The organism is Halorubrum cibi, from assembly GCF_900182635.1.
Lineage (GTDB): Archaea > Halobacteriota > Halobacteria > Halobacteriales > Haloferacaceae > Halorubrum > Halorubrum cibi.
Map to the genome: position 1 here is coordinate 169975 of NZ_FXTD01000007.1, position 16186 is coordinate 186160.

Here is a 16186-nt window from a genome sequence, read left to right on the forward strand (position 1 = left end):
TCTCGCCTTCTTACTGTTGTCGAGTACGTGAACCCGAAGGTAAGATCAGATACCATATAAAATGAATTCACCACAAGACAGACTCAACGCTGCCACCGATAGAGCAGCTGAGATCACCTGGTGGAACCGTGCCATGACCAAGCTCAACGATGTCGATGGAGTGGAGGGGGCTCAGTCGTTTGTTTCTGATCAGACAATCGAGCGTAAGGGTCCTTTTGTCGAATTCGTCGATGCACCCGCGTTCCACAGTCAGACCGCTGCCGAGTTTCTCGACGGTCTTGATTACCACGACGACATTGTGGATGCTATTCGGCGAGAAGTGTTCGGCGGCGATCCCGACGGTCAGCTCTACCAACACCAAGCGGAGACGATCAAAGCGATAGAAACCGAGCCCGGTGACAATGTTCTCGCGGTTCCGACCGCATCCGGAAAGACTGAATCGTTCTTCCTTCCGATCCTCAACACCTGTCTTTCCGCCGATAGCCCCGGACTGAAGGCGGCGATCCTCTATCCCATGAAGACGTTGGGATCCGATCAGTTCAACCGCTTTATCACATACCTCGATCACATCAATCGGGATCGTGCCCCGGAAGATCGAATCACAATCGGCATCTGGGACTCCGATACGCCGGCTCGTGTCGGGGCTCGGGACTTCGAGATGGAGGAGGGGACGTACGTACGCGGACTAATAGACCCACGAAATCCGGACGAGAAACTGCGGATACTGAGCGATTCCGCGGTTGGAACGGCGGATAACTCCTACTCGTGGATTAAGGTAACTCGTGATTCTATCCGACAGGGAGTGGATATCCTCCTCACGAACCCGGAAGCATTGGATTACATGTTCGTCAACGATAAGGAGGAGACAAGAAATATTCTCGGAGACCAGCCAGGTCAGCAGCCGCTAGAGCATATCGTTTTTGACGAAGCCCACGTGTGGAGCGGAATTCAAGGGGCAGCGATTTCAATGCTCTCGCGGCGTCTAAAAGAGTTCTATGCGGACAACGATCCGCAAGTTACGATGGTGTCCGCGACAGTAGACAATCCCACGGAACTCGCTGCCTCGCTCACCGGTAGCGATGAGGATTCAATCAACAGCGTTGAGTTCACGGGCCGAAAGTTCCGCCCTCAAACTACTCCTGATTTCGGCCGACTCCCGGGAAGCAGTCTCGACGAGATCGTGGCTGCGCTCGCAGTCGCCCGAATCGGTGTAGCCGACCCAGATAGATTTATCGCCGAGCATGGTCTGCAGAGCGCCGTTGAATCCCTCAGAGAGGTCGGGTTACTGGCCCAGGACTCTATCGAACCTTCATCCTCAGCCCCGGGGTGGGCGTTCCAACCACTTTACGACGCAGCAGCCGAATATACTGAAACCAACGATATAGCAGATGTTGGCGAAACCGTGCGAACGGAGGAGGGTAGAGACGCTCTCGTTGAGGCCGCCATCGAGTCCGGTGGATTTGCGAGTGGGTGGCTTGAGTTTGTGCTTGAAGAACTCCCCGAAGTGGCAGCTTTCACCGAGTGGTTCGACCGGGATACAACGGGTGAGGTAGGATTCCGATCCTACGAGGGCCTCGTCGCGGAGGTGGAGCGGGAAGGGGTTTCGGACCCGGAAGGCGTTCTCGATACGATCATGGCCTTCGGTCGACTCGCAGGAATTGTCACTGAGAAATACCACGTATTCCTCAAGCCACCACACCGGGTCCACTGGTGCCGTGAGTGCGGGGCACTCTCAAGAGACAACCGGTGTCGTAAATGCGGTGCCGCACCAATCCCTGAGGTACAGTTCTGTCGCAAAGGGACATGTCACGAACCGTACGTCGCGGTCGACAATGAGGAAGAAGAGAAAACGTTCGCACCGATACGCGGTGATGGTACTGGTGGTTGCCCGGGATGCGGAGGATCGCCCCGATTAACTGATATCGGTGTTCCCACGTCTTCGCTTCTCTCGTACATGTTATCGGAGGTATGCCGTGTCGCACCGTCCAATAAGACGCTCGTGTTCTCGGACTCGCACAGCGCTGCTGAGAGTGTGGGCGAAGAAATCATTGGAACCGAGTATGGACTGATGGCCCAGACGGTCTACCTCCAAGAGTTGCTAGAGGCTGGTGGTGAAGCCGACCAGTACGAGCTTTTCAAGTCGGTTGCCGATACCCTCCGCGAGGAGTACTGGGAGCCGCTAGTTCAGGAGAATCTCGACGAGGACGCGGAAGCTTACAACTTCCTCGTCCCGTTGAGGGAGGATATCGAAGCTCACGCATATCTCTCCAACTGCGAGGCGCTACTCGATAGCGCGCTTGTGACCGCTGATGCCGTCATGGGGTTCGATGATCCAACGGACCTCACAATCGCACATGCACTCTACAAGCGGTTCGTGCTCGGCGACGCCTCGTTCCAATACGCCGGCGTAAAGATCGACGGGTTATCTCGGGAGAAGGTTCTCGACCGACTCGACAGCGATCTCGAAACCAGCCGTGCCCGGATCGATAACGTCCTCAACGACGTCCTAAGTCGGTTTCTTGAGAGTGGAATCGTCTCCGTCGCCAGTCACGAATCCCTCAAGCGCGGAGTCGATCGAGCCAACATTACAGATGACGAGAAGCGTGCCAAAGTGGGGAACTACTTCGATGAGGCAAGAGATTCCCTCGAGCAAAGCGGGTTGGTCGAACCGCCGGCAGAGAGCGGAGTGTTCACTCGGAACGTTCGAGAGGACGAGTCGAATCTCATTTTGATTCCCGACTCGGCGTTCTGTACGGAGTGTTACGCGTCGTTCCCCACTACGGAATCGGGTGACGCTCCCGATACCTGTTTGGAGTGTGGAAAACCGATAGAGACGTATTCCCGGTTCTCCCGAACGGATGAGGGAAAATTCGTGGCGACTCCCGGATACGCCGATGTCGAGTCCGGATGGGACTACGCTGTTGACCATTGGGCCCACGACGTGACCGAACCGATTCAGGGAGGGGACGAACCGGAGTTCGTCACGGTCGGCATACACAAAGGGAACATCTCGCCAGCAATCCGTGGTGCTATCGAAGAGGGATTCCGCAAGGATCCGCCGGAGGTGAATGTAGTCAGTTCAACGCCGACGATGGAGCTCGGGGTCGATATCGGGAGCCTCGATACGGTGGCACAAGTCGGCGTTCCACCGACGCTCACGAACTACGTCCAACGATCCGGGCGAACTGGTCGGACGCGAGGTAGTTCGTCACTCGTGATGACGGTGATCCGTGGACAACACCCAGTCGACGGCCACTACTACGCCAATTTGGATAGTTATCTCGGAGAATTTGAGCCCGTTCGGATTCCTGATCCGGAGGACTTCGACGAGGTACTCGCGGGACACGTCGTCACAGAGGTATTCGCATACCTTGCTCGAAATCCGCACGAAGACCAAGTGTTTGAGTTGACCTATCGGCTCTCGGAGCCGGAGCTTGAGAATTTGGAGAAGTTTGTCACCTCCGTTGAGGACAAACTACAGATCCTCCAAGAGTTCATTCAAGAGGAGATGGACGATGTCCTACGAGAATATCTCTCCGGTATTTTTGGCCAACGTGGAGTCGAGGTGTACGAAGAGGTTTTCTTCGGTGACGGCCCGCTCTCCCTATCACGGCGTGTTGACCAGACGTTTTCGCGGCTCCGCGGGATGTCCACAGGTGCGGCGACAAACCGAGATCTCACAAGCAACACGTCACGTCTCGATCAGTGGCTGAGTAAGCTCGGGTATCTCGCCAACTACCGAAGTTTCGGTCAGAACTTCCCCGTTCAATTCAGCGGTCAGCGGGAAGAGATCTCTTTCGAAGGGAGTGGCCGACTGTACGACATGTATCCCGGAGAAGAGAACGAGCTCGGGGGAATGGTGTCGCTACACGGAACAGAATACATCGTCGATGACGTCCGGGGAACACAGAAACCGCTCACTGATGTCGCCGTCTGTGACAACGAGGAGTGTGATCGGCGGTTCCGGAGCTTCGATCCTGACGAGACTATCTGTCCACATTGCGACTCCGACCTCACGACCACACAAATTCACGGCATCTCGTCAGTTGAGTGCTCGGTAGCCAAGGGAGGACAACGTTCCTATCGGACGTTCGCACAGATGTCGACGTACGTTCGTTCGACAGACGCAGAGCGCGACCGTCAGGAGACGAAGCTATTTGGTTTAGATTGCGATATCGAATACGGACAATTCGAGCTGACGGACTTCGTTTATGCTTTCGAGCGCGGGCATTCGATGAGCCCTTCGACCGAGATACTGCGATCCCAGGCGTTGATCGAGAAAGAGGACGGTGGCGGCTCCACTGACGGACTCTCGTGGCGCGAGCGGCTCGAAAAGTCACAGGAAGAGACGTACCGTCCGGTGGGGCAACAACATCACACGCAGGGACTGCGCCTCGAGTTTGAGCGTGATGCGATCGCCGAACGGTTCGAACGGGTGACCCATCCTACGGCCTCATGGCCACAACTGTTGACCAGCCTCGAACAAGCACTTGATCGGGCTATTCCGGTTGTCGTCAAGTGTGACCGGTCCGACTATCGAGTCAAGGCGTCGATCACCGAAGACGCAGTTGAAGTATACATCGTGGACGGTCGCCAGGGTGGTAACGGCATCGGCTGGCACGTTCATGAGAGCCTTGAGGAAGTCGCAGACAACGTCGTCGATGTCGGTGATTGTGACCGATGCGTCGACTACTGTGACGAGTGTCTGTTGCTCTCGCGGACGCCGAGCCACTATCTCGAAAATGATCTGCTTGATCACCGGACACTTACTGCCGTCGTCGATGGAGGTGAGCAGTGAGTCTACAAGCAGTCCAAAACCGGATGAACGACGCTGATGTCGCGTTCATCCACGACCCAGATGGAAACGTCCATTATTGGAAACTGCGATCGCTCCCCGCGATTAATTATCTCGGTACGGAACACGCCACGTACCCGACTTCGTGGCGTCAGCTCAAGCACACGTGGCAACACGATCGTGGGGGTAGACAATACGACTTTCCCGGGTATGATTATCACGTTAGCGGGGGAATACAGCTTCCTCCGTCAGAGGACCTCTGTGTCGTCACGACGAGCTACTACGAAAAGAACACGCAGTACACGATGAATGACCTCGTCAATCGATACGCGAGTTCCGAGGGATCATTGATCGTCGTCGCTGACGAGCGTCGCTTCCAACCATCTGGTGGCCTTCGCCCCCTCTACCACGAGCCGTTCTGTCGACATATCGGGCGGTATGACCGCGTTTATGAGGCATTTGTCGAGCATTACGAGAGCGAAGGCTGGGGGATGCCGCTTCGAGACACAAAAAATCTCTTTGTACAAGACAACGCGAACCTCTATGAGCTGGTCGAAGGTGATGCGGTCGAGACGACGTCCGAATTGTTTGACGAACTTACGGAAGCGCCGTACCTTCCACTCTACGAGACCTTCTCAAACATTTTCGCACGCCGGGACGAACTCGGGGTCTCACCTTTGGAGAGCGACGACGTTATCGAGGCCTTCGGAGGCTGGCTCCGAAGGCGAATCGAGTGGGACAAATCGACTGCATCGGAGATTGCACACGACCTGAATCGGTCAGTTTCGATGGAAGGAACAACCTTTGACCCCTCCTACGCGAAACGTAGTCCAAAGATCCGTTTGGCCCGTGAGGCGGCGGAGGATCTCACCCCCGAGACAAGCCCGATAGACGCACGGTATCACGACTGGCTAATGCACCCACTATGAGCGAAACAGCACCCTACATTCTGAACACGGTACAGACTCCTGCCCCGTTGCGAACCGTTTACTGGTCGATAAAGCGGGGACACACTACCAAAGATGAACTCAAAAGCGACACCGTACTTAGTGACGACCTTCTGAACCAAGGGATAAACGGGTTGCGCGCAATTGGACTCGTCGGCCGTCAAGAGCCCGACTACTACGCCGTTGACCTCCCGTGGGAGACTGGCGATGAAGAACTCGACTTCCGGCTTGGTGTGCTATATAATCTCACGTCGGAAGCAGAGGAAGCAGACTGGGGAAGACAGTCCGTTGTCCTGCTCAACTATCAATACCTCCTTCAGGAAGAAATTCAGGCGTTCGATTCCGACGATCCCTCCCTGTACAAGAAGATCAACCGGCGGCACCGCGAGCGTGGATACGTTCCTCGGTCTCAACAGGGAGAGATCGATTTAAACGAACACAAGTTCGTCAACTGGTCCCGGCTCGTTGACTTTCTTAACCTCGTTCACAAGGCCAACGGCAGAAGACATACCGTCTACCCAAGCCCGGATATGATTCATGAGTCGATACAACTTGCAGTGGGCGAAGTTGGGACGAACGGACGCGTGACAATTACAGAGTATATCGATTGGTTGGGGGAAAATCTCTTTCTTATTGAGCTTACAGCCGACGGGAACGTACCAGCCTCCCTCTCACGGGTTCTTTTCAACCTAGTGCGAGAGGAGGAGATTAGAATTGTCGAATCGGGTGACGCTGCTACCGTCGATCTGAATGGAGTCCCTCGCCGGGAGGGAATCGACAGAGACGCGAACTCGATTGAGGTGATTCAATGAGTCAAATCGTGAAACCAGACGAATCAGACTCGGCACGTTGTCCACACTTCGACGAAGTCGATGAAGAGACGCTTCGTCGATTGTTCAGTAAGGTCGCTGCAGTTCGTTCTGAGGATTACGACCTCTTCCAATTCACGCACCGGCCCATGGAAGTCTTCCGCGGTACAGCCGCGGGAGGTGAAACGTGGGGCGAGGATCGCATCTATCAAGAATTCTCTGAAAATCGGGTCGGGAATTTTGCCGTCGTCATCGAAGGAGAAGTCGGTACCGGTAAATCGGAACTCTGTGCGTACCTCTCTCACCAGCTCCGACTTGACGGTCGTCCCATGCTTCACATCGACAAAGACGACGATCTGATGTCGATCCTTTCCGAGCGGATTCCGGAGTTCTACCAGGAGCAGTTCGGTGAAGAGCTCTCGGGAGCGTCTGAGTTCAAGCGCCTACGTGACGACATCGTCGATATCCCGCAGACCGTAGCAGACAATGCCACCTCGGGAGCGACGCTCACACTGCGCAGGCAGGGGTACGACGTTGCTCCCGACGGTGAGCAGACCGACAAGATACGTGATTACATCGCCGAGAAACTGAATCGTCTCGTTGAGCGGGGCGAGTATGCTCAGAAGATTCAGTTCATCGGAGAAAACGAATACAGACAGCGTGATGAACTGAAAATTTTCAACGAGGATATTGGCGTTTCAGAAGCCGTCAAAGCGTTCAACAACGCTCTCTGGCAGGTAATCAGGGAGAACTACGACACCTCTTCGCTTGGAGACGTACTTGACCAAGTCGGACAACAGTTCGAGGATACTCGGCCAGTCATCGTCTTCGAGGACTTCTCTATCGCCGCGATGGAAGCAGAGCGACTCCGAAAGTACATGGAGCGCGACAAGTCCGCGGACAATTGGGACTTTATTGTTGCGGGAACCCGTGACTCTACAGAGGTTTTACACACTCGGACGGCGGAGGATCGCTTCGAGTTCTTCCAGACAAATGAACAGGATTCGAATACGGTGCTATTCCTGAACGAGGATTCCGCAGTCGACTTTGTGCGCCCGTATCTCGGATATATCAAATCACACGACGGTAGCGTTCAATACGACCGGGACACCGACGATGGAACGTTCAATCTCAAAGAAGCCCCAGAGGGGTCAATCTGCGCCGATTGTGGCTTCTGTGAGGAATCGTTCCGTGATTTATTCCCATTCAACCAGACGTTCCTTCGACGGATCTATGCCGGTTTCGACGAGAGCCAGCAGTCCCCGCGTGAATTTATTATGACAATCTTCGAGGTGCTACAGGATTACCACGAAGGATTTATCCAAGCTCCGTCGTCCGCAGATGTCCTTCGGTCATTCAAAAACAGCGTCTCGGTCGCGGACGCGGTTTATGAAGACGCTGAGGAGTACGCTGACCTCGCCAAATGGTACGGGCGTGAGCGTGGAGACCACATCGTTGTCAGCCGAAAGTTTATCGACGCGTTTGGTTTCAAGACGTCTGACTTACCTAGCGAGATAATAGTTGATGATTATGATGTCGAAATTGCATCGACCGGTAATACACCAGAAACGGAGGCCTGTCCGAATTGTGGGGCTGAAGCATGGATTAATAACTCTGATGAGACTCGTACCTGTTCGAAGTGCGGATATAGTACAGGGGGTACCATGGGTCCATCGCCGACCGAACAGGAAATAGAGAGACAAAAAGGACAGATCGATTCGTGGATAGAGGACCCAGAGAGATACATCGAAACGGACGAATTCATCAAACGTGCTCTCCGCGACCTCTTGGAAGAGATCACTGACGACTTCCGTCTGATCGAGGGTACCTCACTGCGCTACATGCTTAGTAGTCAGAAGTCACCATTCGTTTATCCGGATTCGAATCACGCACCGGATCCTGACCAGATCATTCTTGAGCGGGATGATTTTCGTCGTTCAGATCTTCGTCGGCTCGTCGAGTTCGGGGTACGTCGAGACATGGATCCGAGATCAGCCGACTATTCGGCACAGTTGGAAGCCGCCGGTACCCAACTTACCGGATACGCTGAAGAGTGGCGTGACAAAATCATCGAAACACAACTGAACAGCGACAGCGTGTTCTACAAGCGGCACGCTCGTTACGATTTCACTGACTTCCTTCTCGCAACGTATTCGACGCTAACACTTCTCGATGATCCGTGGCACGAAGTGACTGCCGAGCGGCTGAACGAGCGGTACCAATCTGATGACGAGCTCACGGTTGACCGGCAACTGCTCTCGGGACTTGAGGAAGTACTTGGACATGAGGAGATTAAGACAGTCAAGAAAGCGATGGAGGACGCAAAGTACGTTGAAGATGTGCTTGGCTCGTTGCTAGGCGTTTCCGCCAGCACTCTCGACGTACCGGAGGTCCGTGACCGGTTGGAACAAAACCCGCCTTTCGAAGTTCTGGGGATGCTCGGTCGCCAATACATCGGAAATATCGAATCACGTGTCCGATTCGAATCAGGTCATAACGTACGTGACCTTGCCGACAAGATGTACGATGTCAGGAAGGCGCTCAACGACACAACGGATCACGGCTATCAGCGCGAGGCCGTTGAATACGTATCAGAGATGTTGTCGGATACGGACATACAATCCGTTAGTGATCGGTACAAGAAACTGAAGACGTACGATGCGGTTGATCCAGATCTCACGGAACAGCTCGGGCAGGTGTGTAATCACACTCAATCAGAGTTGGATGATGCCGTGAGTGCAGCTGAGCTTGCCAATAGGCTGTATGGTGGAAAGCCATTCGCTAGAACTACGGCAACTCTGGCTAGTCTGAAACTTGACAACGATGTAGTGGTGATGAATTTTAGAGAAGTCCCGCTAACAGGGACTAGTGGCACCGATAAGCTCGGAGAGGAGTTCACGGAGGTGAGTATTCACTATGTCGACTGAACAATCTGAAAATTTGCCCGACAAAAGTTTCGAGGAAAGCATCGAAGAGATCTACCAACAGTATCGTCACCGACAGCTTGCTTCCCGATTGGAGGATATCGCCGAAACAATGGAGGAAACGATACTCCAACGGATCCTGGCTGAAGAGTTCCTTCAGACTAATCTCGAAATCGACGAAGATGCCAAACAAGCCGTTGCCGAAGCACGAGAGTTGTTGGAAAAAGACGATTTCGAGGCACTCGGTGACCGCATCGATGCGCTCAGATCGAAGGTTGAAGACCAGAAACGCCGGGTGAGTAACGAGATTCACGAGATTCGAATCGGAATGCAGAGTCGCGTGAACGGAATGAGGCGACTCAACGAGCGTGTCGAACGTGTGAGCGAAGTCAGACTCGAAGCGGTCCACGAACTCCTCTCCGATTGGGATTGGAAAGGACAAGTCTACCGAGACGATGAGTGGAGCTTTGAAAGACTCAAGCAGCGGGCTGCAGACTACGGAAAGGACATGCGGGAGTACTTCGAAGAGTGCCGCGAAGAGATATTCGGCCCGTACGTTGGGACGCCGTTAGAACCGATCGTTGAGGGATTGCTATCCGATAAACAACTCTTTCTCGACGAGCTTACCGACAAGCAAATCGACTTGTTGCGCGATTCCGACCTCGAAGATTACGTGGAGCTCTCGTTGTCGTAGGCATCAAGCGGCTATTCCGCTACCCGAGTTCTGCTTTGATACGCAAAGCCGTTCCGTCGTCAAGTCCCGAGACGGAACGGAGGTCATCGAGCGAGGCATTTTCTAGATCCGCAGTCGTCATATACCCGGATTCCATGAGAGCCTCCGCGTCGGCTTTCGTCGCACCTCCCACTCCAATAAGCTGATCAATGTCGTGCGCTTTCTCTGACTCACCACTTACACACTCGTCTTCTTCATCTTCCTCAAGCGGCCGCTGAACACCAGATCCCTCAATGGGAACGATTGTGAGGTCTTTCGTACTACTCAATTGATGAGCGTATCCGTGATCGGTTTCCCATCGCTTGAGTCTGACCTCATTTAACCGGAGTTTATCCCCAATCTGAAAATCAATCTCAATGTCGTGCTTGTTCCAGATCGTGAAGTCGATTCGCTTCCCGTTCGATAGCTTGATGTCGACGATTGAATCGCGCTTCCCAGATGAAATATCTCGAATTTTCATCACTTCTGCAACTACGTTAGAGAGACGTCCTTCTGGTACTTCACCGAGGTCGTCCGAGACTGTGTCCGACTCTTCGACGCCCCATTCGAAGTCATCTCCTTCGGTTAGCTCACTGTCAGAGTCCTGTTTGCCATCCTCTGTGGCCGAACCCTGAGGAATATTTTCTGTGTAAGTATTATCTCGTTGCTCTCTCTTACTGGGTGTGTCGTCCTTAGTGGTCTCTGATGTCGTCCTATCTTCGGGTTCAGGAGTGCGTGTTTGATTTTCGTTAGTGGCGACTCGATTCTGTTGCCAGTGATATCGAGCTTCAATGTGATTGGCACCGAAGTCCGTCAGCTCGTATCGATTGCTCCGTTCGTCCTGTGCCGACTTCTCAAGGAAGCCTGCTTCCACGAGCGTGTCCAGGTTGGGATAAAGACGACCATGGTGAATCGTTCCGTCGTAGTACTCCTCTAGTTCCCGTTTAATTTCGAGTCCTTTCGGTGCTTCCAATCCATTGATCACGACCAACAAATCACGTCGAAAACCGCTGAGTTCGGCGAATGCCTCAGAGGACACCTCCGAATCCCGCTGATCGGCCGTCAAATCTCCGTCTTCTGGCTGTTCCGACGCCGTATCCTTCGCAGGAGAATCTGTATCTGAATCGTCATCGTATTCCGCAGATTGACCTCTGTCGTGATCTGACTCTACCGCACCGTGTTCCTCCTTTGCAGCATCAACGGCAGCATCCCAGTTTTTGAAATACTGGTAGACGGGAGAGGCGGACATTTCACCCAAATCGTTCATATCCGATGTACTAGGTCGACCGTCCACCTTCTCGATTAAGCCAACGAGGGCATCGACGACTTCCTGTCTCGAGTACGTTTGTTGATTTGGTTGGGCTGATGAACTCTCGTTCGTCCGATCAAACGACGCTTGATCCACGGCAGTCGACCACGACCCGAACGCCGTCTCATAATCTTCAGGACTGTACTTCCCGTCAGTTCGCATTCTCCCTCGAGTTACCTTCCGGGAGAAGCGCTCATTTAGCGCGAGGAGTTCGTCCAATAGCTCTGTACGCTCCGGTGATCCATTGCTTGTATCTGAAGTCTCAGTCGAATCGGTACCCTCAGAGCGAGACTTCTCATCCGAGTGACTGTCAGAATTATCAGCACTTTTGAGGGTAATATCGATAACGGCACCATCAGCCAAGGTTACCTCTTCCTGTATTGTTTGATACTCAGAGTGGTTGACCTCCATCTTGACCGATTCGGAGGCTTCGGAAACAGAGATACTACACCGCCCAGTTTGCGAAGTTCGTCCGTCAACTGAGAGTGTTGTACCAGTGACTTTGACCCTTGCGTCGGAGACTGGTTCTCCATCGATATTAGAAACGAGTATCTCAACGGTTACAGACATATTTGAGTTTGAATTCGACGAATTCCCCTTGGAATCCCTATTACGGCCGGACTGGTTTAGTACATTAGCAGATTGTTCGGATCTGTTGGGAGGCTTGTTTGCGTCGTTTTCTGTAACTTCTTTGTTTGTTCGCTCTACTTGCTCATCACCAGATGATTCATTCGATTTCTTTGCCTTCTTTGCTGAGATCTCAGAGATGTGTTTTGAAGCCTCGTTTAAACTCCCACCTTTCTGTGTGTACATATCGTACGTCTCATCGTCTGTTTGGACAATAATTCGGTCTTTTAGAACGCCCTGAGATATCTCGACATCTCGAATATCCTCGAACCGGACGGAGAACGTTTCATCACCGCTTCCTTGACCGACGACATAGAGGAGACGCTCGTCAGTTACGAGGAGGACTGTCCGATAGCTCGAATGAGGGCTTATTGTCTCATCGGAGTCCTCATTACCGACTGTAACTCCTTTAGTGAGATTCTGAAGGGCATAGTCCACACGCTCACCGTCGTGAAGTCGATTAATAAGCGAATTATCGTTGAAATACCCCGCAGATAGTATTCCGCCACTACCCGTCCCTTCTAGTAGTGACTGGTCGACGTTACCTTTCGATTGCTTCGAGATTCTGTCTGCGTCCATTTGGTTACTGATATTACCGCGACATGCCCTTCGCTTCCGTATTATGGTAGAATAGTTCACGAGTTCTTGAAAGCATAACGGTAGAGGTTGTGACACGTAATTGCCGATAGTATATAATAAATTTCTGAAACATAGGGTTTTCGACGGAAATAGATGATTTAGTTATCCCTAGGGGACACACTTTTGACTGGTCGGGATCGATACGGATGCAATGCCCACGCTCCTCGTTCAGTCCTGTTCGGCTACCAAAAATGATGTGACTAAACCTACCCGAGCTATCGAAGTGTATGATGGCTATTTTTTTAGAATTATCAAAAAAGCAATAAGAGAGGGCGCGTTTCGCTCAGATATAGAACTTCGAATACTCTCTGCGGAGCACGGAATACTCCACGCTGACGATGAAATCACCAACTATGACCGTCGTATGACGCCCTCTCGGGCTAGCGAATTACGCGATTACGTTACAGAAGACCTACGTCACTGTATCTCAAATGGTGATTATGAGACTGTCATCATGAACATGGGGTCTGTCTACACTCAAGCTGTTGGCGATATTTCCAACGATAATAATGTCGATATAACCTATGTCAAGGGTGATGGGATCGGAACAAAAGGTCGGAAGTTGAAACAAGTGGTACGTAATGATATGAGCAGCGAGGTGACTGCTTGATGGAATCTCGGTCAGAGCAGTTCAGAAACGACATCTTTGAGATCTCTGCTGAGGCGGGTGACGCTCGAAGTGGAGTTTTACAGATCGGCGACACGAAACTATCGACTCCGAACCTTCTCCCAGTTGTTAACTTCTATGCCGGGGGAACAGACGCAAGTCTGTATGGTGGCGGTATCCACCGAACTATCAAGGAGTTCATGAACGGAGATGAAGTCGTAAACGGTGGTGATTACAGCCGATATTTCGATGGTGTAATGACATCTGTTGCGTCGCTTACGGACTACGGCATCTCGAGAGAGCGTTACGAAGACTACATTTCTGCCCCGATCAGGGAACGCGATGTGTTCGATTTTGACGGCACTCTCTTTCTTGACTCAGGTGGATTCAAATTCCTCGGGGATCGGACACTCGATGGTAGCGATTTTGAGGTCGAGGTCGATCAGAAGGCAATCGTTGAGATACAGAGACGGCTCGGGGGAGACGTCCTTGTAAACCTCGATCATCCTATTGCCCCGGACGATGACTACCCGACTCGCGTTGAGAAAGCGCGACTGACTGCGGAAAACGTCGACGAGTTTCTCGACTTAACCAGCCGAGACGACACACGATATCTGACACTCCACGGGTACAATTACTCAATGCTCGATACGTTTCTCACAGAAGTTGAGAAAGTCATCGGCCGGGACCGTGTCCATCGTGAATTCGACGGGGTCGCTTTGGGGAGTCTCGTTCCACTCAAAGACAATAAGGGTAAACTGATCACCGCAGTCAGCGATTGTCGTGAGGTTTTGAGGGACTGGGGATTCGAGGAGCTGCCTCTCCATGTCCTCGGCATCTCGTCAAGTGCGATCCCTCTCTTGGCCGCAGTTGGTGCAGACACGTTCGATTCATCATCGTACATTCACTCGGCGATTAACGGGAAATACGATACGTCGCTGTACAATTCGGAGCCCGTAGATGATGTCGATTTTACTGAATGTGACTGCCAGGTCTGTAGTGATGATATGTTAGTGAGGCGTATGAAGGGAGATGCGGAGTATCAGAAAGACAAGCTTGGCGCTGTTGCGATGCACAACCTAATCATTCAAAAAGAGGAGATAAAGAGAATCCAATCCGCGATTCAAAGTCCAGGAGATGACGCGTTGATTTCGTATATCGAACAGTCACTCGGACGAGAGAAGTCGATGCAACAGCACGCACATCGCGTTGTGAACGAATCACTTGGAGGATACTTCTGAATGTCAACAACCAAAATACCGCAAGTCAACGAAGTAAACGAATTTTTAGAGATCGCTAGCGATTTCGAGGATCCGCTTGAGGTGATCCGTGAATCGCTGTCGAACAGTTATGATGCCGGTGCGACCGAAGTCGAGATCACTATTCGAGATCGACCAATTGGATCTGAAATTGTTATCGAAGACGACGGCGAGGGGATGGACCACGCAGATCTCGAGTCGTTCTTCGATCTCGGCAATTCCACGAAGCGCGGCCGTCAAAACGGATCGATCGGCTACAAAGGTCACGGAACGAAGATTTTCTACAAGAGCGAAGAAGTCCTCGTCAATACCACGAAGAACGGGCTCAACTTACGCGCACAGATGGAGCAACCGTGGGAAAAGCTCAATAACCGAACTATGCCTGAGTATGTGCTGAACGAGGAGGCAGTCAAAGAGGGCAACTCCGGGACGCACATTCGTATTACCGGATTCAAATCCGGTCATGGGTTTTCGCCGACATCACTCACCTACAATAAGATAGAACACTACCTGAAGTGGAAGACGCTCGCCGGATCTACAGGCCACTTCTTTACAGATGATTTCCGAGAAATGGAGATAACGGTCATCCTCGGCGACGAAATCGATGACACACGAGATCGACTGGTAATGAACAACAAGCTTGAGTTCCCGACCGAGCAGCGAGAGCCCGGGGAGGGTCAGTTCTCGGAATCTCGGATGTGTAAGCACTACCCACCCCGGGAACTCATCGTTGAGACTGAGAACGGAGATACAACAACCGTAGAAGTAGTTGGGATGGTGGGTGGCAAGGACGCTCGCAACGAGCTCCCTACTTACGGAAAGCACTCGGCACAGTTCGGCGTCTGGCTGGCAAAAGACCACATCAAGGTTGAGCGGGTCAACGACACGATCTCGCACGACAACGAGTTCCTCCACTTCTTTTTCATCGCAAACTGCCAAGACCTCGAGTTGTCCGCGAACCGAGAAAAGATCCGAAACAAATCTAGCCCAGTGTATCAGGCCATCGTAGAGGAACTCAGCCACTACCTTTCGAAGATTGCGTCAGATCCGTGGTTCAAAGACTACTTGTCTCACCGTCGTAAGGCGAAACTCACTCGCCGCGCAGAGTCTCAGCAATCATCGATCGAAAAACGCGAACAACGGATTCACGAGCGGAATCGATTCACGCCATCGAACGACGCCGAAGTCGTTCTCGGGTTGGAGCGCTCGAACCGCTTTGGGGCTGAGCCAGAGATTACGGTTGAAGATTACGACCCGAGTGCAGAGGTCAACGCGTTAGTTCGTCAGGATACGAACCTCTATGCGAGCTCTATCCATCGCCGGCTCACGGATCACTTTGAGGCAGATAAGCCGCTTGAGAGCGTCGATAAAATCATTTGTTGGTCGTACGGCGACCGAGACGATTTGAGCGAGCTTGAGCGTTCAGGATATCATAGCGGAGAGATTTCGATTGATTTCGAAAACGACCGACTGATCTATAACAACGGTCGTCGGCATAATATCCATATCGTCATGGTTCAAGACAGACTGTAGCGGATCCGATTGAAGCTGGCTCACT

At 52.4% G+C, this 16186-nt stretch carries 9 protein-coding genes and 2 pseudogenes; 8 read left to right on the forward strand and 3 right to left on the reverse strand.

Features of this window, described 5'->3' with window-relative positions; all coding sequences use genetic code 11:
• Window positions 1-133: 133 nt before the first annotated feature.
• From FN829_RS10670 to FN829_RS10695, 5 genes are all read left to right on the forward strand, one after another.
• The gene (locus FN829_RS10670; RefSeq protein ID WP_142986958.1) at window positions 134-4798 is read left to right on the forward strand and encodes a DEAD/DEAH box helicase; all 4665 of its coding nucleotides are present in this window, start codon (window positions 134-136) and stop codon (window positions 4796-4798) included.
• Complete coding sequence (locus FN829_RS10675; protein ID WP_246066501.1) at window positions 4795-5724, forward strand: hypothetical protein; 930 nt, start codon at window positions 4795-4797, stop codon at window positions 5722-5724. The genes FN829_RS10670 and FN829_RS10675 overlap by 4 nt, the downstream gene beginning before the upstream one ends.
• Window positions 5721-6554, forward strand: a complete 834-nt coding sequence (locus FN829_RS10680; RefSeq protein WP_142986959.1) for a hypothetical protein — start codon at window positions 5721-5723, stop codon at window positions 6552-6554. The genes FN829_RS10675 and FN829_RS10680 overlap by 4 nt, the downstream gene beginning before the upstream one ends.
• Entirely contained in the window at window positions 6551-9478 is a 2928-nt protein-coding gene (locus FN829_RS10690) for a hypothetical protein (RefSeq protein WP_246066502.1), read from the forward strand. Before FN829_RS10680 ends, FN829_RS10690 begins: the two co-directional genes overlap by 4 nt.
• 109 nt (window positions 9479-9587) lie before the next feature.
• Entirely contained in the window at window positions 9588-10169 is a 582-nt protein-coding gene (locus FN829_RS10695; protein WP_142986961.1) for a hypothetical protein, read from the forward strand.
• A 19-nt stretch (window positions 10170-10188) separates the two neighbouring features.
• On the opposite strand, the gene FN829_RS16375 is transcribed toward FN829_RS10695, so the two are convergent.
• The 3 genes and pseudogenes from FN829_RS16375 to FN829_RS16210 all read right to left on the reverse strand — a co-directional run.
• On the reverse strand, window positions 10189-10668 hold the full coding sequence (locus tag FN829_RS16375; protein WP_008847727.1) for a helix-hairpin-helix domain-containing protein: 480 nt from the start codon (window positions 10666-10668) through the stop codon (window positions 10189-10191).
• Between the two features lie 276 nt (window positions 10669-10944).
• Window positions 10945-11226: pseudogene (locus FN829_RS16205) on the reverse strand (PadR family transcriptional regulator); the annotation flags it as partial.
• 162 nt (window positions 11227-11388) lie between these two features.
• Window positions 11389-12702, reverse strand: a pseudogene (locus FN829_RS16210) (homing endonuclease associated repeat-containing protein); the annotation flags it as partial.
• A gap of 211 nt (window positions 12703-12913) precedes the next feature.
• Between FN829_RS16210 and FN829_RS10705 the strand changes: the two are divergent.
• From FN829_RS10705 to FN829_RS10715, 3 genes are read left to right on the forward strand one after another with little or no spacing between them, the layout of a single operon-like run.
• Window positions 12914-13372, forward strand: coding sequence for a DUF6884 domain-containing protein (locus tag FN829_RS10705; protein WP_142986963.1), 459 nt, complete (start codon window positions 12914-12916; stop codon window positions 13370-13372).
• Window positions 13372-14610 carry a tRNA-guanine transglycosylase gene (locus FN829_RS10710; RefSeq protein ID WP_246066503.1) on the forward strand — a complete coding sequence of 413 codons (1239 nt, stop codon included), beginning with the start codon at window positions 13372-13374 and terminating at the stop codon, window positions 14608-14610. Before FN829_RS10705 ends, FN829_RS10710 begins: the two co-directional genes overlap by 1 nt.
• Window positions 14611-16161: an ATP-binding protein gene (locus FN829_RS10715; RefSeq protein ID WP_142986964.1), complete on the forward strand. Its 1551-nt coding sequence runs from the start codon at window positions 14611-14613 to the stop codon at window positions 16159-16161. It begins immediately after the preceding gene.
• The last annotated feature ends 25 nt before the right edge of the window (window positions 16162-16186 follow it).